We start from the raw sequence: 21,074 nt of genomic DNA on the forward strand, positions 1-21,074 counted from the left end.
AGTGTGGATGGGTCAGTGATCCCGGCCGTCGGTCTCGAGGAGGCGGAGCCAGATCTCGCTGACCGTCGGATAGGCGGGTACGGCGTGCCACAGCCGTTCCAGCGGTACTTCGCCGGCGATGGCGATCGTGGCGGCATGGAGCAGTTCGGCGACATCGGGACCGACCGCGGTGAACCCGATCACCGTGTTGCGGTCGGCGTCGATGACGAGGCGGGCCTGGCCGCGATAGCCGTCGGCATGTAGCGCGGCACCGGAGACCGCGGCGAGGTCGTAGTCGACGACCCGGGTCTTCTTCCCGGCTACCTCGGCCTCCTGTGCGGTGAGGCCGACGGTCGCGACCTCGGGATCGGTGAAGATCACCTGGGCGCGAGCCAGTTCGTCTGCGGTCGCGGCGTGCCGTCCCCACGGCTGCAGGTCGGCCGTTGCGCCGTTGGCTCGCGCAGCGATCGCATCGCCCAGAGCACGGGCCTGGTACTTGCCGTGGTGGGTCAGCGGCGCGCGGCGATTGACATCGCCGGCCGCAAAGAGCCAGCCGGTGCCGGGTTCGGCGCCGGTGTCGTCGCCGATCGGCTTCCCGTTGCCATCGAGTACGGCGAGGGCGTCGTCGACCGTCAGCCAACTGCCGGGCTCGAGACCGAGCCGATCGAGGCCGATGTCCTTCGTGTTGGCCGTCCGGCCGGTGGCAACGAGAACCTCGTCCGCCTCCACCGTGCTGCCGTCGGACAGGTCAATCTCGACGGCGCCGGAATCGTTGCGCTTGGCACCGATAGCGTCGACGTTCAGATGCAGCGCGACTCCCGCCGTACGGAGGGCGTCGGCCACCTGTTCGCCGGCGAACGGCTCGACCGCCGGCAGCAAACGCGTCTGGGAGATCAGCGATACCTGAGACCCGAGCGCACTGAAGGCGGTCGCGATCTCGGAGCCGACGACTCCGCCACCGATGATCGCCAACCGGACCGGAATGCTCTGCACGGCCGCCGCTTCCCGGTTCGTCCACGGCTTGACGTCGGCCAGCCCCTCGATCGGCGGCACGTGTGCGCTGCTTCCGGTCGCGATGACCACGGCATGACGTGCCCGCAGCGTGGTCGTCGTACCGGCGCCGTTGTGGTCGGTGACAGTCACGGTACGGGCGCCTGTGATGCGACCGTGTCCGCGGACCAGGGTGATGCCGGCGCTGGTCAGCCATTCGACCTGCCCGGAGTCGTTCCAGTCCGCGGCGAACCGATCCCGGCGAGCGAGGACCGCGGCCGGGTCCAGCGCACCCGTTACGGCCTGCCCGGCAGCGGGAAGCGCACGGGCGGCGCGCAGGGCAGCGGCGTCGCGAAGGAGCGCTTTGGTCGGCATGCAGGCCCAGTAGGAGCACTCCCCACCGACCAGTTCGCGTTCGACGACGGCCGCGGTCAGACCACCCTGGACGACCCGGTCGGCGACGTTCTCGCCGACCGGTCCCGCGCCGATGATGATCACGTCGACGACGGAATCCACGTCCGTCTCGGAGCTCGGGTTCAGCCCGGTCATAGTCACTTCGCCGCCTTCCGGATGACGACGTGCAACCGGATCGCGGAGATCAGGAAGAAGATGCCACCGAGGATCGCGTACCCGCCGACGCCGCTCAGCGAGGGGTTCGCGCCACCGGCCATCGCGAAGAACGCCGTACCGGCCAGGACGGAGATCCCGCCGCTGAGGACCATCGCCAGCTGGCCACCGAGGCGCCAGCGCAGGATCGCGACGATCAGCTGCACGATGCCGGCGGTGATCGCCCAGACACCCCACACCCGCAGCACATTCGGGATGCCGGAGGCAAGAGCGACGGCGAGGCCGATCGTGGTCAGCAGGCTCAGAGCGATGTTGACGTAGAGCGGCGCTTTCGGCCGGCTCGAACCGGACGAGCGGTAGTCGCTGATCGCTGCCGCGACGTCGAACAGCGGGTAGACGATGATCAGGGCGGCGGCGCCTGGGTTGATCGACTTCGCGATCGCCATCACCAGGATCGCCCAGACGATGGCGAACCCGAAGCGTACGAAGTACAGGTTGCGCAGGGCGGTGGTGGCCGTGGGGTCGGCGACAGCAGTCGCTCGCAGTGAATCGTGGGTTGAAGCGGACATGAAATCCTTCTTCGCAATGAGTAGATAGAACGATCGGTACACCTGAGCTTGCAGCAGGGTGCGGCGGATGTCAAGACCGATCGTTCTATCTACCTGCTACGATCGACAGCGAACACTCCACGAGGTCAGGAACGAGGAACACATGTCGGAGGCCCGCGCTCGACTGCTCAACACCGCCACTCGGCTCTTCTACGCCGACGGCCTGCACGCTGTGGGTGTCGACCGCGTCATCGCCGAAGCACAGGTGACCCGGGCGACGCTCTACCGGCACTTCCCCAGTAAGGACGACCTCCTCGTCGCCTACCTCACACAGGCCGACGACGCGATCCGTGCCCGGACCGACGCCACCCGTTCTTCAGGCGCCGACCCCGATGACATCATCCGTGCGGTCGCGCAGGCCATCGCCGACGACATCCGGGGCCCAGGCTTCCGGGGATGCGCGTTTCTGAACGCCGCGGCCGAGTACCCCGACCCCGCACATCCGGTCCACCAGGCGGTCCTCAAGCATCGGGAATGGTTCCTGACCACGATGATCGAGCTCTTCTCCACCACCGCGAAGACCGATGCGGAACCCGCGGCGCGGCACTTCGTGATGCTGCGGGACGGCGCCATGACCGCCGGCTGCCTCACCGACCCGGAACGGATCTGCACGACCTTCCTGCGCGGGGTCGAAGGGCTGCTGACGTACCGCAGCGGCCTGGACTCCGACCCCAGCTAAGGCGTCGGCCCCGCTAGTGTGGTTGAGATCATGACCTCCCTGGAAGAGGGTGCAACGGCTCGTTCGTTGGAGCCGGTTCCGGCGCGTGACTGGCGATCGCGTCGCGCTGCGGGTCGCGCGGGCAGAAAGCGCGCCCCTCGGCGTGACTTGGGTCGGTGGGACCCGATCGCCCGCGGGCATGATGCGATGGACATTCTGCTGGCTCAGAACACGATCCGCGCAGAAGAGCTGCTACCGATGCGCACTGGCCGGATGGCGGCCACCCCGTGGACCTACTACCGCGGAGCCGCCGCGGTCATGGCGGCGGACCTGGGTTCTCGTCCACACAGCGGGCTGATCGTGCAGCTCTGTGGCGACGCGCACCTGCTCAACTTCGGGCTGTGGGCGACGCCGGAACGGAATCTGTCGTTCGACCTGCGGGATTTCGACGAGACTCTGCCCGGTCCGTTCGAGTGGGACGTCGCTCGGCTGGTGGCCAGCATCGTGGTGTTGGCGCGCACGTACGACGTACCTGCGGACCGCGCGGAGAGCGCGGTTACGGCCTGCCTGCGCGCATACAGGCAGCGGATGGCGAGTTACAGCAACGCCCGCTGGCTCGACATCTGGTACGACCTGATCACCGTCGACCAGTTCCTCGACGTGTTCGCCGACCCGGACAAGATCCGCGCCGCCGCGCACATCGAGCGCAAGGCACGGAAGCGGACCCACCTGGGCGCGTTCAAGAAGCTCACCGAGCAGCGCGGAGGGCATCTGCGGATCACCGAGGACCCGCCGGTCCGGCAACATCGCGACGACGGCTTGGCGGAGGAGCTGTTTGGTTCGTACCGCGAATCCCTGCCCGACGAGCGCCGCCACCTGCTGGACCGGTTCGAGCTCGTCGACACCGTCCGCCAGGTGGTCGGGGTGGGCAGCGTCGGCATGCGGGTGCACCTAATCTTGCTCGAAGGCCGCGACCGGAAAGATCCGCTGTTCCTGCAGATCAAGCAGGCAGGCCCATCGGTGTACGAGTCCTGCTGCGGGCCGAGCCGCTACGACAATCACGGGCGGCGGGTCGTCGAGGGTAAGCGGTTGGTGCAAAGCGCCACGGACATCTTCGTCGGCTGGACCGAAGGTCGCGGCCACGACTACTACGTGCGCCAGTTCCGGGACATGAAGATCATCGCCAACGGCGAGCTGATCGCCCCGCGGCTCGCAGCCTTCGCGTTTGCCTGCGGCAAAGTGCTGGCCCGCTCCCACGCGCGCACCGGCGATCCGGTCGCGATCGCCGCGTACATCGGCAAAGGCCGGGCGTTCGACGAGGCCATGGGCGCGTTCGCGCACGCCTATGCTGACCAGACCGCACGCGATCACCGCCAATGGGTCGATGCCATCGCATCAGGACTGCTGCCCAGCGCACCCGGGTGGTGACCCTCGCCGCTCAGGGACACGATTGGATGATCGCCTGTGCCGCGCCGCGATCGGCGGCGGTGATCGGCAGTTTGTACTTGCGCGCGACCAGGAGGTATCGCAGAACGTACGTGCACCGGTAGCCGCGGTTGAGCGGCAACCACTCGCCGGGTCCATCGTCATTCTTGGAGGCATTGGCCGGGCCGTCGACAGCCAACAGGTTCGCTGCCTGGTCGTTTGCGAAGTCGACGCGCCGTTGGAGCGGCCAGCGCGCCGCGCCCATGTCCCACGCTCGGGCCAGTGGGTACACGTGATCGATCTGCACCCTGGACGCGGCTGCTTTCCGGAACTCGATCCTGCGACCTGTGTAAGGGTCGACGAGCAGGACGCCCGCGATCACGACGCATCTGGATCGACCGCGATACTCGACCGCGGTCAGCTGGGCAGCGAGTACGTCGTTGCGGGTATCGCAGCCGTTGTGGCCGCCACGCCCTGCGTGATCGTCGGTCCAGGTCTGCCCGAACTGATCCCGCTTGTAGCCAGGCGTGTCGGGCCGGGTAGCGATGACGCGGAGATCGCGGAGCTCGGCAGAGATCAGCTTGGCCGTTCCAGCCGCCGGCTGAACGGTCACGGGAGCGCTCGCGCGTGTGCTCCCGGGCGGCGGGCTCGACCCGGCCGGATCACCGCCGGCCTCTGGATAGGTGCACCCCGCGGCAACGCAGCCGACCACGGTCAGAACTACAAGGAGAGCGCGCATCACGCGACCCTAAGTCCACGGCCCGAGTCTCGCCCGCTCCACCCGAGGCGTGTCCGACGGTTTGCCGATCCTCGCTCTCCCCCTCGGAGGATGACGACGGGTACCGAGGCCGTCGGAAGACTGGCGGCAGCAGGGCGCGGCTGCCCGCGCCGGGCCGTCGCCGTCGTCGTCAGGCGTTCTCGAGGGGGTGGGTCGGTGTGAGCAAGCCGTTCCGAGGCAAGATCGACATCGACATCAAGGATTCTGTCCCGGATTGGGGACCGTACACGCAGCCGATCGCGCCGGCCGGCGCGCCGAACGTGTTGTACGTCGTACTGGACGATGTGGGTTTCTCGGCGATGGAGCCGTTCGGAGGGGTGATCGAGACTCCGAACGTCGGCCGGCTCGCTCAGCGTGGACTGACGTACACGAACTTCCACACGACGGCGCTCTGCTCGCCGACTCGCGCCTGCCTGGTGACAGGACGCAACCACACGACCAACGGCATGGGCTGCATCACCGAGGCGACGTCAGGCTTCCCGAACGCGAACGGTCATATCCCGTTCGAGTGTGCGAACGTCGCCGAGGTGCTGGGTGAGAACGGCTGGAACACGTTCATGGTCGGCAAGTGGCACCTGTGCGCCGAGGACGAGATGAACCTCGCCTCGTCCAAACGGCAGTGGCCGCTCGGCCGGGGTTTCGAGCGGTACTACGGGTTCCTCGGCGGCGAAACGAACCAGTGGTACCCCGACCTGATCTACGACAACCACCCGGTGCCGCAGCCGGCACTGCCGGAAGACGGCTACCACTTGACCGTCGACCTGACCGACAAGGCGATCGAGTTCGTTCAGGACTCGAAGGCGATCGCGCCAGACAAGCCGTTCTTCCTGTACTACTGCCCCGGCGCGGCGCACGCGCCGCATCATGTGTCGAAGGAGTGGGCCGACAAGTACAAGGGCCGCTTCGACAGGGGATACGAGGCGTACCGCGAAGGCGTGCTCGAGCGCCAGAAGGCCTTGGGCATCGCAGCACAGAGCGCCGAGCTGTCACCGATCAACCCGTACGTCGAGACGACGAGCCACGACGGCAAACCCTGGTCGGAAATCGACCGGGTGCGGCCGTGGACCTCGCTGTCCGAGGACGAACGGCGGCTGTTCGCCCGGATGGCGGAGGTGTACGCCGGTTTCCTCAGTCATGCGGACCACGAGCTAGGCAGGCTGCTCGACTACCTGGAGCACACCGACCAGCTCGACAACACCATCGTCGTCCTCGTCTCCGACAACGGCGCCTCGGGCGAGGGTGGCCCGAACGGCTCGGTCAACGAGAACAAGTTCTTCAACGGTCTTGCCGACACGATCGAGGAGAACCTGAATGCGCTGGACCAGCTCGGCGGGCCGCAGACGTACAACCACTATCCGACCGGTTGGGCCTGGGCGTTCAACACGCCGTACAAGATGTGGAAGCGCTACGCGAACTACGAGGGCGGCACCGCCGACCCGCTCATCGTGTCATGGCCGCGCGGGTTCGCGGCGACCGGCGAGATGCGCCGTCAGTACACGCACGCCGTCGACATCGTGCCCACGCTGTACGAATGCCTCGGAGTCGAGCTTCCCGACGTCGTCAACGGGTACACGCAGAAACCGCTGGAGGGCATCAGTTTCAAGTACACCTTCGACGACGCCTCCGCACGGACCCGGAAGGAAACGCAGTTCTACTCAATGCTCGGAACACGCGCGATATGGCACCAAGGCTGGAAGGCCGCTACCGCGGTCCCGGCCGCGCCCGAGTCCTGGGGCGACTTCCACCTCCAACGGTGGGAGCTGTTCGACACCGAGGCGGATCCGAGCGAATGCGTGGATCTCGCCGCCGAACACCCTGAGAAGCTGCAGCAGCTGGTCGCACTGTGGTGGGCCGAAGCCGGACGCCTCCAGGCCCTCCCGCTGGAGTCGCGCGACGCCGTGGAGATCCTCACCACCGAGCGCCCCCAGCTGTCCAAGCCGCGCACCCGCTCCGTCTACTACCCCGGTGGCGCGGAGATCCCCGAGTCGGTCGCACCGAACATCCGCAACCGCTCGTACACCATCGCGGCCGAACTCGAAGTCGCGACACCGGAGGCCGGTGGAGTGATCTTCTCGCAGGGTTCGAAATTCGGCGGCCACGCGCTCTATCTCGACGAAGGAAGACTCCGCTACGTCTACAACTTCGTCGGCGACCTTGTGCAGACGATCGAATCCGACGAACTGGTCCCGACCGGTCACGTCGTCGTGTCAGCCTCCTTCGACCGGGAAGGCGACACGATGCCCGCCGAAGGCGTTCTCAGTCTGCACATCCTCGACTGCAAGGTCGGCGAGGACCGGATCCGGACCCAGCCCGGAAAGTTCGGTCTCGGTGGCGGAGGACTCGTCGTGGGCCGGGCGGGAGCCGAGCCCGTCAGCGCGGACTTCCCCGGAGAGCGCCCCTGGACCTTGGCCGGCGCAACCGTGAAACGCGTCGTCATCGACGTCAGCGGAACACCTTTCGCAGACCTCGCCCTCGAGGCAAGAGCCGCCTTCGCCCGCCAGTAGCAGCCAACCACAGGGTGACTGGCCGGCCTTCGTACGATGGCGCGTGTGACGCTTGCTCTGGTTCGGCCTGCAGTGGAGTTGTACGACGCTTGGCTCGAGGCGCATGTGGAGTGGGGGCCGGGGGTTCATGAGGATGGGTTCGGGATCGGGCCGGACGACGAGGTCGGGTCGGTTGAGGGGTTTGCGGCTTGGGTTGCGCGGGTCAATGGCGCGGCGGATCGAAGTACCTGCCGGTGGATTGTCGAGGACGGACGGGTTCAGGGCGGAATTGCCTTGCGGCATCAGCTGAATGAGCGGACCGGGCACATCGGGTACGGCGTTCGCCCGTCCGCTCGTGGGCGGGGACTCGCGACGTGGGCCTTGACGCGGATGCTTCGCGAGGCGGGCGAGCTCGGGATCGGGCGGGTGTTGATCGTGTGCGCTGACGTGAATGTGGCGTCGGCGAAGGCGATTGAGCGGTGTGGCGGAGTGCTTGAGGAGATTCGGAGTACCGAGCACGGCGCCGTACGGCGGTATTGGGTCAGCGTTGGCCAGGAACGGTCAGCTGGTAGGCGTGGAGCTGACTCGTGAGCTGGAAGCCGTGTCGTAGGTAGAGGCGGTGGGCGCCGGTTGGGCTTTCGCCGTCTACGGTCAAGGTGATCGCGGTGGGGCGTGTCGCACTGCAACGAGTGAGGGTTGATGCGAGCAGGGCTGACGAGACACCGCGGCCGCGCCACGGTGGGATGGTGCCGATGGGGCCCAGCTCGATGCCCCCGTGCTGGTCGGTGAAGGCAAGGACGAAGCCGGCGACCGCGCCGTCCAGGGAGAGGGCTCGGAGTCCACGGTGATCTGCAGGATCCGCGCAGTCGCCAGCTGGATCAGCCGGGCGATGGCTTCGGAGTCCAACGAGCGGCGCGACCACCAGGCCCCGTACGCGCGGTGGTGACCGGTGGGTGGTGGCAGTACGGCGACAACGGCGCCGGCGGCCTCGGCGATTTCCACATGCCAGGTCTGCAGGAAGACAAGGGCTTCGGCTGGGGTGACCCGCGGGGATGCCAGCTCGGCCAGGAGGGGCGCGTCGGCGGGGACGGCTGGGCGCCAGTTCATTGGCGGCCGGGGTCCAGGCGGTCGGTTAGTTCGTGGAGCGTGGATTGCAGGCGCTGGACCTCGGCGTCGGTCATGCCCAGGGATTCGCCCACGTGGCAGTAGGCCTCGTGGAGGACGGGGCGGAGGGCGTCGCCGTCCTCGGTCAGCGAGACGGTGACCGAGCGGGCATCGGTGGTCGAGCGGTCGAGCGTGATGAGGCCGCGGTCTGCGAGGCGGCGGAGGAGCGGCGTGAGGGTGCCGTGGTCGAGCCGGGTGGCGCGGCCGATGTCTCCGATCGAGCAGGTGCCGAGCCGCGTCAGCGACGTCAGGACCAGGTACTGCGGGTAGGTCAGCCCATGCGGCTCGAGGACCGGGCGGTAGAGCGCGGTGACGAGACGGGACAACGAGTACAGGTCGAAGCAGAGCAGGTCGTGCAGGACCCGGTCCTCGGTCATTGGTGCTCCTGTGGTCGGCGTCGCAGGGCGGTGGACTTGACGAAAGGATATCTTGTGCACAAATATCTTGTACACAAGACAACCCCCAAGGAGAGCCGATATGCCGACTCGTACTGCGCGGACCGCCTGGAACGGGACCCTCGAGCAGGGTTCCGGGCAAGTGGAGCTGACCAGCTCGAAGGTGGGGACGTACGACGTCTCGTTCCCGAAGCGTGCCGCGGACGACGCGGACGGGACCACAAGCCCCGAGGAGCTGATCGCGGCGGCACACACCGCCTGTTACGCGATGGCGTTGAGCGCGGAGATCGCCGGGCGCGGCGGCGTACCGCAGGGTCACGAGGTGACCGCGGCGGTGACGCTCGGGCCGGACCAGGCGGCCGGCGGCTTCAAGCTGACCGGGATCAAGCTGACGGTGCGGGCCGAGGTGGACGGTCTGGACGAGGCCGGCTTCCTGGAGGCGGCGCAGGCCGCGAAGGCGAACTGCCCGATCAGCAAGGCCCTCGCCGGTGTCGACATCACGCTGGACGCCGCACTCGAGAGCTGACCAGACGTACCGCTCGATGAGCGGTGCAACCATCGGGGTCGCGCACTGCCCGGAGACCGGCGAGTCTCCGGGCAGTGCTCGTTGCGCGCGGAGGATCGAGCGTTGTCGGTAGCGTCCGGCATGCTGGGACACCGAAGGAGGCGACTTCATGGACTGGAGAGACCTGCCGCACACCCATTGCCCGCGCGGCGGCGAGGTGGAGACGCTGCGGTTTGCGCTGGATCGGGTGCGGCAGCAGTTCGCCTGGAAGACCGGTGGGCTGACAGCCGAGCAGCTGCGCCGGCAGCATCCGCCGTCGACGATGACGTTGGCCGGCCTGGTCAAACACATGGCATTCGTGGACGACGGGTTCACCGCGCGGGCGGCGGGTCAACCACTCGCAGCGCCGTGGGATACCCGCACCTGGGTCGAGAACGATCGGTGGGGCTGGGCGTCCGCGGTCACCGACGAGCCTGAGGAGCTTTACGAGCTCTGGTACGCCGCCGCCGCGCGCTCCCGCGCCAGCTGGGAGCAGCTCAGTGCGAACGGCGGCCTCGACGTGGCAGTCGAAGACCCGGATCCGGAGTGGACGACCAACCGGAGACGCGTCCTCATCGACCTCCTCGAGGAGTATCTGAAGCACACCGGCCATGCCGACGTACTGCGGGAGGCCGTCGACGGTGTGAGAGGCAACGATCCTGCCTGACACCCAACAGCTCGCCGACACCCTCGCGCAGGCGTACGGCGTGCACGCGGTCGAACTGACCCGGATCCACGCCGGCACGGCAACCATCAACTTCCGCGTCGTCGACGAGAGCGGACGACGATGGTTCGCGAAGATCTACCGTGGCGAGCTCGACCGGGAACGCGTGGCGATCGAGCTGACGGCGTACGCCGGACTCGGGAAGGTGCCGGTTCCAGCGGTACGCCGGACGCTCGCGGGCGACCTCATCGACGAGCGGATGCCGATGTCGTTGTGGGAGTTCGTCGACGGCGAGACGGCCGAAGGTGGACTCACGGGACGGCGGTGGGCAGCGGTCGGGACAGTGCTCGGCCGACTGCACAAGCGCTTGTCCGAGCATCCCGCGGCGACGCCGACGCTGCGGCCCGCCCGCGACGTCCGTGATGTCGAGCGATCGGCGCGGAACTTCGACCAACTGATCGCGAGCTTCCGATCACGTGCGTCCTTGAGCCCGTTCGAGGAATGGGCCTGCGAGGCGGCGCAGGAGCGACGGGCACTGCTCGACCGGGCCGGCGCGATCCTCACCGACCTGCCCGAGCTGACCGTGCAGGTGATTCACGGCGACCTCGCCTCGCCGAACCTGATGCTGCGGGGCGACACCGTGGCCGCGGTCATCGACTTCCAGCCGCCGATTCCGGGCTTCCTCGCCTGGGAGATCGCTCGGATCGGCTGCGACCCACGGACCGTGGTTCTCGGCGACCAGTGGATCGACGGGCTCGCCGTACTGATCGATGCCTACCGCAACGAATACCCGGAGGTCCGCCCCGACGACCTGCTGTCGGCGGTCGCCGTCGGCTGCGCCCACACCTTGGGCTCGACCTTCCCACTGGCCGAGCCGGCCCCGGTCCCGCCGTCACTCGAGCTCTACGCCCGAGCGCGGCACAAGGCGGCGATCATCATGCTGGAGCGGTTGACCGATGTGCGGGAGTTCCTGCGGAGATCGACACGTTGAACATCCGCTCGGCGTTCTGCAGCGACTCCGTCACCATCGCCTGTCCGTTGGCAACCATCTCGCGCTGATACGCCGCCGGCCCCTCCCCCGACACCAGCGCTTGCGTCAGCCGCGCCGCGTCCCACAGCGCGGTGTTGGCCCCGGCGCCCGCGGCCGGCGTCATCGGATGCACAGCGTCCCCGAGCATCGTCACCCGCTCCGACGACCAGGTCGGTACGTCGATGCAGGTCCGCAACGTGATCGGGAACGCCGCCTCGACCTCGGCCGCCGCGATCAACGCTCCGATGGCCGGATGCCAGCTGTCGACAAGACCCGCCACGTTCCCCCACAACTCGGACGGACTCATCGAGAACAGCTCGTCATCGGACACACCGAGCCGCTCGTTCGTCCCGGTGAGCACGGCCATCAGATAGTCGCCGTACTCCGCCGGCGGCTCGCGGAAGATGACGGGCGCGAATGCCGAGCCGATCCCCGCACCGTCGCTCGCGAAACAGAAGCCGCGCAGGAACGCGGGCGGGGCCAGCTCGCGCACGGCCGGCGTCAACGGCACCTTCCCGTAGATGCACCGCACGCCGATATCCACAACCTCCATCGACGGCACGAGCTGACCGCGCACCCGCGACCCCACACCATCCGCGCCGACCAGTACGTCGGCGAACACAGAAGTCCCGTCCGCGAAGGCGATCTCGACACCGTCCCGAGTCTCGGCGTACGACGTGAACTGCTTGCCGAACCGCAGTACGTCGTCCAGCCCGGTCATCAGTGCCCGCCGGAACGCGTACCGATCCACCGACGTCACCATGTCCGGCCCGGCGACCGGGTATACCTCCTCGAACTGCGGAGTCAGCTGATCGTCGAACCCCGCCACCAGATCCCCTGGCCGCGTCGCGGTCGCGATCACGCGGCGGCGTACCGCGTCCGGCAGGACGGCCGCCAGCGCCGCCTCCCCCACCTGGCTGATGTGGATCCGATAGCCCTGCTTGCGGTACTGCGGGGACGGGTCGCGCTCGTACACCGCCACCTCCACGCCCGCTGCCAGCAACCCCTGCGCCAGGGCCAGCCCACCGATCCCGGCCCCCATGATCGCGACCTTCATCACCGACTCCAATCATCCACACGTTGAACTTTATCATCCATCTGGATGATAAAGTTAGCACGGCGGATGGTAGTCCGCTAGGATGCGGATGTGCGGAGATCACCAGGACCGGACGAGCGGCAGCGGGACGCCGAGCGCAGCAAGCAGCAGCTGCTCGACGCGGCGGTCGTCGAGTTCGGCGCGCGCGGCTTCAGCGGTGCGCGGGTCAGCGAGATCGCAGCCCGGGCCGGCGTCAACAAGCAACTGATCTCGTACTACTTCGGCGGCAAGGAGGGCCTCTACCGCGCCGTCGCGGACGGTTGGCGGGCCGGCGAGCCGACCATCACGGCCGAGGCGGAAACACTCGGCGAGGTCGTCGGCGCCTACGCCCGGGCGACGATCGAGCAGCCCGACCTGCTCCGGCTGCTGATCCGCGAAGGCGTCGACCGCGACACCGGTGGCAACGACGAGGAAGCGCAGTACGCACGGTTCCAGAACATGCTCGCCGACTTCCGCCGCCGGCAGGCCGAGGGCGAGCTCGCCTCCGACCTGGACCCGGCCTACGCCGGTCTCGCCCTGTTCGGCCTCGCCGCGGCGCCGGTCGTCTTCCCGCAGATCGCCCGGGCCCTCGGTCTCGACCCGGACGACGAGGACTTCAGAGCGAAGTACGGCGAGCAGGTCGCTCGCTTGGTGTCACATTTGAAGGACTAGAGAGCACCCGAGATGGCCCGGTTGCGGAGCTCGGCCTTGTAGGCCTCGAGCGCGATCAGTTCGCCGAACATCCGGTTGTATTCGTCCGGGCGGTCGATCGGGTTGGTCCGCTGCAACTTCGACTTCAGGTCCGCGATCCGGCGCGCGCAGGTCAGCTCCTGCAACCGCGCCAACAACGCCTGCGCGTACTGCTCGTCGGGCTCCCGGCCGAGACGCAACGGGTCCACGGCCAGCGCGCCGACCACCGCGGCGGCCGGGTCGTTGCCGACGGCGTCGCGAACGGCGACCACCCACGCCTCACCGGGCGGCGCGGCGGCCGGGCCGCCGGCCTTCGCCATCGCACCCCGGACCGCGGCGAGCCACGGGTGGGTGAAGTCCTGGTCGTCGAGCTCGTCGAACGCGACCCCGACGAGCGCCGGGTACTGCATCGCGACCTTGAGCGCGTCCCACTCGATCACGAACCGCTGGTCGCGGGGCGACGGGACATCGGTACGACGGACCGGTTGCGCCGCATCGCCCGACGGCGTCGCGGGCTGCGCGTTCGCCCGGGACGCGGCGCGGTAGACCTCCGAGCGCACCTTGTCCTCGTCCATCCCGAGATGACCGGCGAGCTCACGCGTGAAGGCGTCGACCTTCGAGCGGTCCCGGATGCTGATCACCAGCTTCGCCGCCTCGCGGAGCGCGTCGACCCGGGTGTCCGCCCGGTCCAGGTCGTACTTCGACAGCACGTTGCCGAGCACGAACCGGTACAGCGGGACGCGCCGCCCGATCAGCTCGCGAACCGCCGCGTCACCCTTCTGCAACCGCAGGTCACACGGATCCAGACCGTCCGGCTCGACCGCGACGTACGTCTGCGAGGCGAACGCCTGATCCCCCGCGAACGCCTTCAACGCCGCCCGCTGACCCGCCTCGTCACCGTCGAAGGTGAAGATCACCTCGCCGCGGAACTGGTCGTGGTCGAGCAGCAGCTGCCGCAGGACGCGGGCGTGGTCGTCGCCGAACGACGTACCGCAGGTGGCGACCGCGGTCTGTACGCCGGCCAGATGACAGGCCATCACGTCGGTGTAGCCCTCGACGACGACCGCCTGGCGGCCCTTCGCGATCTCGCGGCGGGCGAGATCGACGCCGTACAGGACCTTGGACTTCTTGTAGATCGGCGTCTCGGGGGTGTTCAGGTACTTCGCTTCGATCCGGTCGTCGTCGAACAGCCGGCGCGCGCCGAACCCGATCACGTCCGAGGACGCGTCCCGGATCGGCCACATCAGCCGGCCGCGGAAACGGTCGTACAGCCCGCGCTGACCCTCGGCGGACAGGCCGGAGGCGACCAGCTCGGCGTTCGTGAAGCCGCGGCCGCGCAGGTGGTTGGTCAGCGCCTCGCCGCCGCGCGGCGCGAACCCGACGCCGAAGTGCACCGCCGCGTCCTTGTCGAAGCCGCGCTTGTCGAGGAACTGCCGTCCGATCGACGCCTCGGCGGCGCCGAACAGGTTGTCGACGTAGTACTCGGCGGCGACCCGGTGCGCCTCGACGAGCCGCGGGCGCTGGTTACCCGGGCCGCGCTGGACGGGCGCGCCTGAGTCGTCGTACCGGAGCTGGATGCCGACCTTCGAGGCCAGCGTCTCGACCGCCTCGGAGAAGCTGATCTGATCGACCTTCTGGATGAAGTCGATCACGTCGCCGCCCTCCTGGCAGCCGAAGCAGTAGAAGAACCCGCGCGACGGGGTGACGTTGAACGACGGTGACTTCTCGTCGTGGAACGGGCACAGCCCCTTCAGGTTGCCACCGCCGGCGTTCTTCAAGGTCACGTACGAACCGACGACGTCGTCGATCCGCGCACGCTCGCGCACCAGCGCGATGTCCTCTTCCTTGATCCGGCCTGCCACCCCGCGAGTCTAGCCTGCCACCCCGCGAGTCCAGCCGGGCCGATCACGTAGGTTAACGGGTATGCCACGTACCCTTCGCCCAGGTCAGCGCTCCGAGCTGTACGTCGTCGACGTCGCGACAGGTGACCGCCGCTCGGTGTTCGGCTCGGCGGAGGTCCTGTTCGAGGCGCCGAACTGGCTGCCCGACGGGACTTTGGTTGTCAACGGCAATGGATTGCTGTTCCGGGTCGGCGACGGTCTCGAGGAGATCAAGCTCGGCGGGGTGCCCGCGATCAACAACGATCACGTGGTCGGCCCGGACGGGCAGACGGTCTACGTGTCGGCCGAGGACGGTCACATCTACGCGGTGCCGATCGCGGGCGGGACCGGGCGGCGGGTGACCAACGATCGCGGGCCGCGGTTCCACCACTACCTGCACGGGGTGTCGCCGGACGGCTCGACCCTCGCCTACATCGGCCTCGAGTGGGTTGGTGAGCGGCGGGTCACCAACGTCTGGACGATCCCCAGCGGCGGCGGGGCCGACGTACAGGTGACGAACGACGAGTTCGCCGACGACGGTGCGGAGTACAGCCCGGACGGCGAGTGGATCTACTTCAACTCCGAGCGCGCCGCGCGGGTGCCTGGGCACGCGCAGCTGTTCCGCGTCCCGGTCCGGGGTGGTGCGGCCGAGCAACTGACGTTCGACGACCGCGTCAACTGGTTCCCGCACCCGGCTCCGGACGGGTCGGCGATCGCCTACGTGAGCTTCCCGCCGGGGGTCGAGGGGCATCCCGCCGACGTGGCCGACGTACGTCTGCGGCTGCTCACCGCGACCGGCGAGATCCGCGAGCTCACGGCGCTGTTCGGCGGCCAGGGCACGATGAACGTGCCGAGCTGGTCCCCGGACAGCACCGCGATCGCGTACGTCGCCTACCCGATCTAGACGCTTACTCGGTCTAGACCTCGCCGAGGTCCACCGAGGGGTCGCCGAGCCGGGCCGGGTCCACCTGCTTGCCGGACCGGATCAGGTCGCGGACCGCGTCGAGGCCGATGTCCCACTCGTTCACGTGCATGCCGGCGAGGACCCGATGCTCCGCGTCCAGCCAGAAGACGAAGTACGCGCCGGATTTCGGGTCGCCGCGGAAGACGACCTCGGCCGAGACACCGTGCGGGACCTCACCGACGTACTCCATGCCGAGGTCGAACTGATCGGTGAAGAAGTACGGGATCGCGTCGTGTGACACGTCCTGGCCGATCATCGCCTTCGCGGCCGACTTGCCGGTGTCGATCGCGTTCTGCCAGTGCTCGACCCGGACCGAGCGGTCGAACAGCGGGTGATCCCACCGCACGACGTCACCGGCGGCGTACACATCGGCGACCGAGGTGCGCAGATCCGCACCCGTGACGATGCCGGACCCGTTGTCCGGTGTGGCGACCTCGATCCCGGCCTCCTCGGCGATCTCGGTGTTCGGCCGTACGCCGACGCCGACGACCACCAGGTCAGCGGGAATCACCTCGCCGCCCGACAGCTTCACACCGGTGACCTTGCCGGTCCCCTCGAAGCCGTCGACGCCGACTCCGAACCGGAACTGGACCCCGTGCTGCCGGTGGAACTCGGCGAACACCTCGCCGACCTCCTCGCCCAGCACCGAGGCCAACGCCGTCGGCTGCGGCTCGACCACGGTCACTTCGCAGCCCCGCTCCTTCGCGGCGGAGGCAGTCTCGAGCCCGATCCAGCCGGCGCCCACCACGACCACCCGCGGCTTGGCGGCGTAGGCATCGGTCAGCGCCTGCGAGTCCTCGACCGTCCGCAGGTAGTGCACTCCCGGCAGGTCGTTCCCCGGTACGTCGAGTTTGCGCACCCGGCTGCCCGTCGCGATCAGGAGCTTGGCGTAGGACACCTGTGATCCGTCGTCCAGCGTGACCGTGTGCGCGGCCGGGTCGATCGCGGTTGCCGTCGTCCCGAGGCGGAGCTCGATGGAGTTGTCGTCGTACCACTGCTGGTCGTGGAGTTGCGCGGACCCGGTCTCCTTCTTGCCGAGCAGGACGTCCTTCGACAACGGAGGCCGCTCGTACGGCAGCGACTGCTCGCTGCCGATCAGCACGATGCCGCCGCTCCAGCCCTCCTTGCGCAGGGTCTCGGCCGCCTTCGCACCCGCGAGGCTCGCTCCGACGATCACGATCTGCTCTGCATCAGCCATGAAACGACCTTAGTACCCGGCGAACCCTTGCCGCGCACGGCACGGATGGCTATTTTTCGCTGGACATCATACGTCCTATGTCCTCCTGGGAGAGTCATGCGCGTACTCACGCCGGGCCGCCTCGCGGTGGCCGCCCTACTGGTGTCCGGAAGTCTCCTCACCCCCACTGCCCAGGCCGTCGGGACGGTCCCGGCCGATCGCGGCGATCCGGCTGCGCCGTTCGTAGCCGACAGCGTGTTGTTCCAGCAGAAGACCGGGGGCTACTCGTGCTTCCGGATCCCGGCCGTGGTCCGGGCCGCCGACGGCGAGGTGCTCGCGTTCGCCGAGGGCCGGGTCGCGGACTGCGGCGACGACGGCGACATCGACATCGTGCTGCGCCGGTCGGCGGACGGCGGCAAGACCTGGGGTCCGCTGCAGGTCGTCTCGGACGGCAACGGCGGCACCCACGGAAACCCCGTCCCGATCGTCGACCGGCGGACGGGCCGGATTGTCCTGGTGACGACCCACAACGGCCCGCAGCCGTGCACCAACGGCTGCGACCGGGATCCGTACGTCCAGACCAGCGACGACAACGGGACCACCTGGACCGCGCCGCGCGAACTGACCGACGCGAAACTGCCGAGCTGGAACTTCTGGTACGCGACCGGACCGATGCACGGCATCCAGCTCGAGCACGGCCCGCACGCCGGCCGCCTGATCGTCGGCGCCAGCTTCGAGACGTACGACGGAGTCGGCCCACACGTCTACGGCACCCACCTCCTGTACTCCGACGACTCCGGCGTCACCTGGCACATCGGCGCGACCACCTCCCGCGACGACGGCTCGGTGATCGCCGGCGAAGTCACCGTCGTCGAACTCACCGACGGCCGCATCTACGCACTGGCCCGTGAGCGCGGCACCGACCCGGGCAACCGCGCGTACGCGATCAGCAGCGACGGCGGCGCGACGTTCGACGCACCGTTCCGGACCATCCCGCAGCTGGTGATGCCCGACGTCCAGGGCTCGCTGCTCCGCTTCAGCGCCCGAAACCACGGCGATCAGCGCAACCGGATCCTGTTCTCGGCACCGGCCCACCCGGCCGCGCGCGAGGTGATGACAGTCAGGTCGTCGTACGACGAGGCGCGGTCGTTCGGCACCTGGCAGCAAGGGAAGGTCTTCTACTGGGGCCCGTCGGCGTACTCCGACATGGTCCGGCTGGCCGGTGATCAGGCCGGGCTGCTCTACGAAGCCGGGGTGGCGGGTCCGTACGAGACGATCCGCTGGGCACGGTTCAACGAGGCGTACCTGTCGACGCCGAACGGCACGCCACCCGGCATCCCCGGTCCGCCGGCGCCGGGTCCGGCAACGCCTGACACCGGTCCGGCGCACAATCCGGCGTACGTCCGCGGCGGCGCGACCGTTGCCGAAGGCAAGTTCGGGAACGGGCTGGTTTTGGACGGCGTAGACGACTACGTCGAGGTGCCGTTCGACCGGTCGATCGATCTCGGCGCCGGCGACTTCACGATGATGGCGTGGATCAAGTACGGCGCGACGACAGGATCACGCGCGATCCTGTGGGCCTATCGCACCGGCTCGGGCACGACACCACAGGTCTGGCTCCGGGCCGAGCCGGAGAGCAATCGCATCCGGGCGTTGCTCTCGGTCGACCGGTACAACGTGACGGTGCAGTCCACCTCGGCGTACAACGACAACCAGTGGCATCACGTCGTACTGCAACGGGCCAACGGCAAGCTGCGGCTGGTGATCGACGGCGCTGAGGCCGGCTCGGCGACTGCACCCGCCGGCTCGGTCACGGCCGGCAAGGAATTCGGCGTTCAGGGCATTCACGTCGGGCAGCGAGTGGATGGCGCCAACCGGTTCCAGGGCACGCTCGACGAGGTCCGGGTCTACCGGCGGGCGCTGTCGGACAGCGAACTGCAGCAGATCCGCGAGACCAACCGGCCCGTCCGGCCGCGGTTGGGGCTAGACCTGCCCTTCGACCAGGTTGGCATGCCAGGCCTGCGCTGACGGGTCGGTCAGGGACGCGACCTGATCGACGATCACGCGCAGGCGGGCATCGTCGTCGCTCGCCTCCGCGAAGTCGGAGCGGAACGGGACGTCGAGGTGCCGTGGCGCGGTCTTCCAGAGCGCCTCGACGAGCTCGGTGAGCAGCTCGCGCTGCGTCGCCCGGCGGGCCTGGCGCTCGGGTGAGTTGAGGACGTGGAACATCCCGACGCCTTTCAGCAGACCGATCTCGGTGCGAACACCGTCGGGGACCACCAGGTCGGCTTCGTACCGGATCAGGCGGGAGCGGCCGAAGACGGCATGCGTGGCCTGCTCGGCGGCGGTCGCGAACCGGCCGATCAACTGGCTGGTCAGATCCTTCAGGCCGCCGAGCGCCCGGCGGCTGTCGTCGAACGCGACCGCCGGCCAGTAGTTCAGCGCCTTCAGCCGCTCCCAGCTTTCGTCCAGCTCGGCATCGCTCGCCTCCGGCAAATACATCTGCCGGACGGTCTCCCAGTACGGCGCCCGTTCGGCGTCGACCCTGGCGAGGTCGATGTGATGCGCGACGATCCCGTCCTCGACATCGTGCACGGAGTACGCCACGTCGTCGGCGAAGTCCATCACCTGGGCCTCGAGACAGCGCCGCTCCCCCACCCCCGGACGCAACCAGGTGAACACCGCGAGGTCGTCGTCGTACACCCCGAACTTCCGCTCGCCGGCGCGCCGGGCCCACGGGTACTTCGTCGCGGCGTCGAGGGTCGCGCGGCTCAGGTTGAGGCCGACACTGCGCCCGTCGGCGTCGAACGTCTTGGACTCCAGCCGGGTCAGCAGCCGCAGGGTCTGCGCGTTCCCCTCGAAACCACCGATCCCGGCCGCGACCTGGTCGAGCGCGCGCTCGCCGTTGTGCCCGAACGGCGGATGACCGAGGTCGTGCGAGAGGCAGGCCGCGTCCACGATGTCCGGGTCGCAGCCGAGGGTCGCGGCCAGTTCGCGGCCGATCTGCGCGACCTCCAGACTGTGCGTCAGCCGGTTCCGGACGAAGTCGTCGCTGCCCGCCGTCACGACCTGCGTCTTGGCCGCCAGCCGTCGTAAGGCGGCGCTGTGCAGCACGCGGGCGCGATCCCGCGCGAACGCCGTCCGCCCCGGCCGCTTGACCGGCTCGGCGACCCACCGCTCGGCATCGTGCTCGTCGTAACCCTCATGCTGCTTCCTCATCACCACTCACAGTACTGACGAGGACCGACAATTCGGCGACGTTCAGATGTCTCTGCAGTTATCTGTGCAGTTGTCTCTGCAGTTATCTGTGCAGTTGTCTCTGCAGTTGTCTCTGCAGTTGTCTATGCAGTAGCGCATCCAGAGCACGCCGTCGGTGAACGCCTCGGTGCCGGCATGCCGCAGGTTGAGCCGGCGAGTGTCGTACCAGCGCTCGCCCCCGACCAGCACCGGATGCACCAGCAGCGCCAGCTCGTCGACCAGATCGAGCGCCAGACAAGCACGCAGCAACGCGCCGGCCGAGTCGACCCGGACGGTCCGCACACCCCGTCGGCCGAGCACATCGAGCACCTCACCGAGATCCACTTGGTCGTACCCGGTCACCAGCTCGCGAGTCGTGGCATCGAGTGGGCGAGCCGGCGTCTGATCGGCGTACAACGCCAGTACGTCGGACCAGTAACCGAGCTCGCGTAGCGACGCCCAGCTCCGCACTCGCGCCCGGCTGTCTACCACCGCGAGCAGCGGGCCGTCCGCGCGTGGTGCGCGCCGCGGCGCGGCGCGCACCGCGGACTCCTGAGCGAGGATCGTGTCCGCGCCGATCATGGTCACGTCCTCCTGCCACAGCGTCGCCAGCGCATAGAACCGCGCGAGGTCGACGTCGAACCCCGACGCCACCCCGTCCAGCGAGACCGCCAGCTGAGCCACCACATGAGGCCGCATGCCGCCCAACCTAGGGAAGCCCACCGACAAAACCGCTCCTCCCCCAGGCGCCTGCGATAGTTGCAGA

The 21,074-nt window shown here is 68.5% G+C and carries 21 protein-coding genes; 11 read left to right on the top strand and 10 right to left on the bottom strand.

What is annotated here, in order from left to right:
- Window positions 1-12: 12 nt before the first annotated feature.
- Window positions 13-1,518, bottom strand: coding sequence for a dihydrolipoyl dehydrogenase family protein (locus ACFYRH_RS36515; RefSeq protein ID WP_387784694.1), 1,506 nt, complete (start codon window positions 1,516-1,518; stop codon window positions 13-15).
- Between the two features lie 2 nt (window positions 1,519-1,520).
- Window positions 1,521-2,105 (bottom strand): hypothetical protein, encoded by a 585-nt coding sequence (locus tag ACFYRH_RS36520; RefSeq protein WP_387784695.1) that lies wholly within the window; start codon window positions 2,103-2,105, stop codon window positions 1,521-1,523.
- A gap of 142 nt (window positions 2,106-2,247) precedes the next feature.
- On the opposite strand from ACFYRH_RS36520, the gene ACFYRH_RS36525 reads away from it, so the two are divergent.
- Both ACFYRH_RS36525 and ACFYRH_RS36530 read left to right on the top strand, forming a co-directional pair.
- Window positions 2,248-2,823, top strand: a complete 576-nt coding sequence (locus tag ACFYRH_RS36525; protein WP_387784696.1) for a TetR/AcrR family transcriptional regulator — start codon at window positions 2,248-2,250, stop codon at window positions 2,821-2,823.
- A gap of 30 nt (window positions 2,824-2,853) precedes the next feature.
- The gene (locus ACFYRH_RS36530; protein WP_387784698.1) at window positions 2,854-4,230 is read left to right on the top strand and encodes a DUF2252 domain-containing protein; all 1,377 of its coding nucleotides are present in this window, start codon (window positions 2,854-2,856) and stop codon (window positions 4,228-4,230) included.
- 10 nt (window positions 4,231-4,240) lie between these two features.
- On the opposite strand, the gene ACFYRH_RS36535 is transcribed toward ACFYRH_RS36530, so the two are convergent.
- Window positions 4,241-4,840 carry an HNH endonuclease family protein gene (locus tag ACFYRH_RS36535; protein ID WP_387784699.1) on the bottom strand — a complete coding sequence of 200 codons (600 nt, stop codon included), beginning with the start codon at window positions 4,838-4,840 and terminating at the stop codon, window positions 4,241-4,243.
- Between the two features lie 323 nt (window positions 4,841-5,163).
- Between ACFYRH_RS36535 and ACFYRH_RS36540 the strand changes: the two genes are divergently transcribed.
- Both ACFYRH_RS36540 and ACFYRH_RS36545 read left to right on the top strand, forming a co-directional pair.
- Entirely contained in the window at window positions 5,164-7,509 is a 2,346-nt protein-coding gene (locus tag ACFYRH_RS36540) for an arylsulfatase (RefSeq protein ID WP_387784701.1), read from the top strand.
- Window positions 7,510-7,545: 36 nt separating this feature from the next.
- Window positions 7,546-8,079 carry a GNAT family N-acetyltransferase gene (locus ACFYRH_RS36545; protein WP_387784703.1) on the top strand — a complete coding sequence of 178 codons (534 nt, stop codon included), beginning with the start codon at window positions 7,546-7,548 and terminating at the stop codon, window positions 8,077-8,079.
- On the opposite strand, the gene ACFYRH_RS36550 is transcribed toward ACFYRH_RS36545, so the two are convergent.
- Window positions 8,030-8,311: a GNAT family N-acetyltransferase gene (locus ACFYRH_RS36550; protein ID WP_387785110.1), complete on the bottom strand. Its 282-nt coding sequence runs from the start codon at window positions 8,309-8,311 to the stop codon at window positions 8,030-8,032. The genes ACFYRH_RS36545 and ACFYRH_RS36550 overlap by 50 nt on opposite strands.
- Here ACFYRH_RS36550 and ACFYRH_RS36555 point away from each other — a divergent pair.
- The gene (locus ACFYRH_RS36555; protein ID WP_387785118.1) at window positions 8,264-8,434 is read left to right on the top strand and encodes a hypothetical protein; all 171 of its coding nucleotides are present in this window, start codon (window positions 8,264-8,266) and stop codon (window positions 8,432-8,434) included. The two genes, ACFYRH_RS36550 and ACFYRH_RS36555, sit on opposite strands and share 48 nt — an antisense overlap.
- A gap of 157 nt (window positions 8,435-8,591) precedes the next feature.
- Here the strand turns inward: ACFYRH_RS36555 and ACFYRH_RS36560 are convergent, their stop codons facing one another.
- A complete protein-coding gene (locus ACFYRH_RS36560; RefSeq protein ID WP_387784705.1) occupies window positions 8,592-9,029 on the bottom strand; it encodes a MarR family winged helix-turn-helix transcriptional regulator in 438 nt (145 codons plus the stop codon).
- Between the two features lie 100 nt (window positions 9,030-9,129).
- Between ACFYRH_RS36560 and ACFYRH_RS36565 the strand changes: the two genes are divergently transcribed.
- From ACFYRH_RS36565 to ACFYRH_RS36575, 3 genes are all read left to right on the top strand, one after another.
- The gene (locus tag ACFYRH_RS36565) at window positions 9,130-9,573 is read left to right on the top strand and encodes an OsmC family peroxiredoxin (protein WP_387784706.1); all 444 of its coding nucleotides are present in this window, start codon (window positions 9,130-9,132) and stop codon (window positions 9,571-9,573) included.
- Between the two features lie 148 nt (window positions 9,574-9,721).
- Complete coding sequence (locus ACFYRH_RS36570; RefSeq protein ID WP_387784707.1) at window positions 9,722-10,258, top strand: DUF664 domain-containing protein; 537 nt, start codon at window positions 9,722-9,724, stop codon at window positions 10,256-10,258.
- A gap of 40 nt (window positions 10,259-10,298) precedes the next feature.
- Window positions 10,299-11,246, top strand: a complete 948-nt coding sequence (locus ACFYRH_RS36575; protein ID WP_387784709.1) for a phosphotransferase enzyme family protein — start codon at window positions 10,299-10,301, stop codon at window positions 11,244-11,246.
- Here ACFYRH_RS36575 and ACFYRH_RS36580 read toward each other — a convergent pair.
- A complete protein-coding gene (locus ACFYRH_RS36580) occupies window positions 11,191-12,342 on the bottom strand; it encodes an FAD-dependent oxidoreductase (protein WP_387784711.1) in 1,152 nt (383 codons plus the stop codon). The genes ACFYRH_RS36575 and ACFYRH_RS36580 overlap by 56 nt on opposite strands.
- Window positions 12,343-12,432: 90 nt before the next feature.
- Between ACFYRH_RS36580 and ACFYRH_RS36585 the strand changes: the two genes are divergently transcribed.
- Window positions 12,433-13,032: a TetR/AcrR family transcriptional regulator gene (locus ACFYRH_RS36585; protein ID WP_387784712.1), complete on the top strand. Its 600-nt coding sequence runs from the start codon at window positions 12,433-12,435 to the stop codon at window positions 13,030-13,032.
- On the opposite strand, the gene dnaG is transcribed toward ACFYRH_RS36585, so the two are convergent.
- Window positions 13,029-14,912 (bottom strand): DNA primase, encoded by a 1,884-nt coding sequence (dnaG, locus tag ACFYRH_RS36590; protein WP_387784714.1) that lies wholly within the window; start codon window positions 14,910-14,912, stop codon window positions 13,029-13,031. The two genes, ACFYRH_RS36585 and dnaG, sit on opposite strands and share 4 nt — an antisense overlap.
- A 61-nt stretch (window positions 14,913-14,973) precedes the next feature.
- Between dnaG and ACFYRH_RS36595 the strand changes: the two genes are divergently transcribed.
- Window positions 14,974-15,834, top strand: a complete 861-nt coding sequence (locus ACFYRH_RS36595; RefSeq protein WP_387784715.1) for a TolB family protein — start codon at window positions 14,974-14,976, stop codon at window positions 15,832-15,834.
- Window positions 15,835-15,847: 13 nt separating this feature from the next.
- Here ACFYRH_RS36595 and ACFYRH_RS36600 read toward each other — a convergent pair whose 3' ends face one another.
- Window positions 15,848-17,092, bottom strand: a complete 1,245-nt coding sequence (locus tag ACFYRH_RS36600) for an NAD(P)/FAD-dependent oxidoreductase (RefSeq protein ID WP_387784716.1) — start codon at window positions 17,090-17,092, stop codon at window positions 15,848-15,850.
- Window positions 17,093-17,188: 96 nt separating this feature from the next.
- On the opposite strand from ACFYRH_RS36600, the gene ACFYRH_RS36605 reads away from it, so the two are divergent.
- On the top strand, window positions 17,189-19,099 hold the full coding sequence (locus tag ACFYRH_RS36605; RefSeq protein WP_387784717.1) for an exo-alpha-sialidase: 1,911 nt from the start codon (window positions 17,189-17,191) through the stop codon (window positions 19,097-19,099).
- On the opposite strand, the gene ACFYRH_RS36610 is transcribed toward ACFYRH_RS36605, so the two are convergent.
- Together ACFYRH_RS36610 and ACFYRH_RS36615 are read right to left on the bottom strand one after the other, a co-directional pair.
- Entirely contained in the window at window positions 19,055-20,290 is a 1,236-nt protein-coding gene (locus tag ACFYRH_RS36610; RefSeq protein WP_387784718.1) for a deoxyguanosinetriphosphate triphosphohydrolase, read from the bottom strand. The genes ACFYRH_RS36605 and ACFYRH_RS36610 overlap by 45 nt on opposite strands.
- 42 nt (window positions 20,291-20,332) lie before the next feature.
- Window positions 20,333-21,007, bottom strand: coding sequence for a dihydrofolate reductase family protein (locus tag ACFYRH_RS36615; RefSeq protein WP_387784719.1), 675 nt, complete (start codon window positions 21,005-21,007; stop codon window positions 20,333-20,335).
- Between the last annotated feature and the right edge of the window lie 67 nt (window positions 21,008-21,074).

It is taken from the genome of Kribbella sp. NPDC004875 (genome assembly GCF_042873375.1).
GTDB lineage: Bacteria > Actinomycetota > Actinomycetes > Propionibacteriales > Kribbellaceae > Kribbella.

What these genes read in the sequence shown, in the direction of transcription:
- ACFYRH_RS36515 (WP_387784694.1), bottom strand. Translation starts at nt 1,518, where the DNA reads ATGACCGGGCTGAACCCGAGCTCCGAGACGGACGTGGATTCCGTCGTC.
- ACFYRH_RS36520 (WP_387784695.1), bottom strand. Translation starts at nt 2,105, where the DNA reads ATGTCCGCTTCAACCCACGATTCACTGCGAGCGACTGCTGTCGCCGAC.
- ACFYRH_RS36525 (WP_387784696.1), top strand. Translation starts at nt 2,248, where the DNA reads ATGTCGGAGGCCCGCGCTCGACTGCTCAACACCGCCACTCGGCTCTTC.
- ACFYRH_RS36530 (WP_387784698.1), top strand. Translation starts at nt 2,854, where the DNA reads ATGACCTCCCTGGAAGAGGGTGCAACGGCTCGTTCGTTGGAGCCGGTT.
- ACFYRH_RS36545 (WP_387784703.1), top strand. Translation starts at nt 7,546, where the DNA reads ATGGCGCGTGTGACGCTTGCTCTGGTTCGGCCTGCAGTGGAGTTGTAC.
- ACFYRH_RS36560 (WP_387784705.1), bottom strand. Translation starts at nt 9,029, where the DNA reads ATGACCGAGGACCGGGTCCTGCACGACCTGCTCTGCTTCGACCTGTAC.
- ACFYRH_RS36565 (WP_387784706.1), top strand. Translation starts at nt 9,130, where the DNA reads ATGCCGACTCGTACTGCGCGGACCGCCTGGAACGGGACCCTCGAGCAG.
- ACFYRH_RS36570 (WP_387784707.1), top strand. Translation starts at nt 9,722, where the DNA reads ATGGACTGGAGAGACCTGCCGCACACCCATTGCCCGCGCGGCGGCGAG.
- ACFYRH_RS36580 (WP_387784711.1), bottom strand. Translation starts at nt 12,342, where the DNA reads ATGAAGGTCGCGATCATGGGGGCCGGGATCGGTGGGCTGGCCCTGGCG.
- ACFYRH_RS36595 (WP_387784715.1), top strand. Translation starts at nt 14,974, where the DNA reads ATGCCACGTACCCTTCGCCCAGGTCAGCGCTCCGAGCTGTACGTCGTC.
- ACFYRH_RS36600 (WP_387784716.1), bottom strand. Translation starts at nt 17,092, where the DNA reads ATGGCTGATGCAGAGCAGATCGTGATCGTCGGAGCGAGCCTCGCGGGT.
- ACFYRH_RS36605 (WP_387784717.1), top strand. Translation starts at nt 17,189, where the DNA reads ATGCGCGTACTCACGCCGGGCCGCCTCGCGGTGGCCGCCCTACTGGTG.
- ACFYRH_RS36610 (WP_387784718.1), bottom strand. Translation starts at nt 20,290, where the DNA reads ATGAGGAAGCAGCATGAGGGTTACGACGAGCACGATGCCGAGCGGTGG.
- ACFYRH_RS36615 (WP_387784719.1), bottom strand. Translation starts at nt 21,007, where the DNA reads ATGCGGCCTCATGTGGTGGCTCAGCTGGCGGTCTCGCTGGACGGGGTG.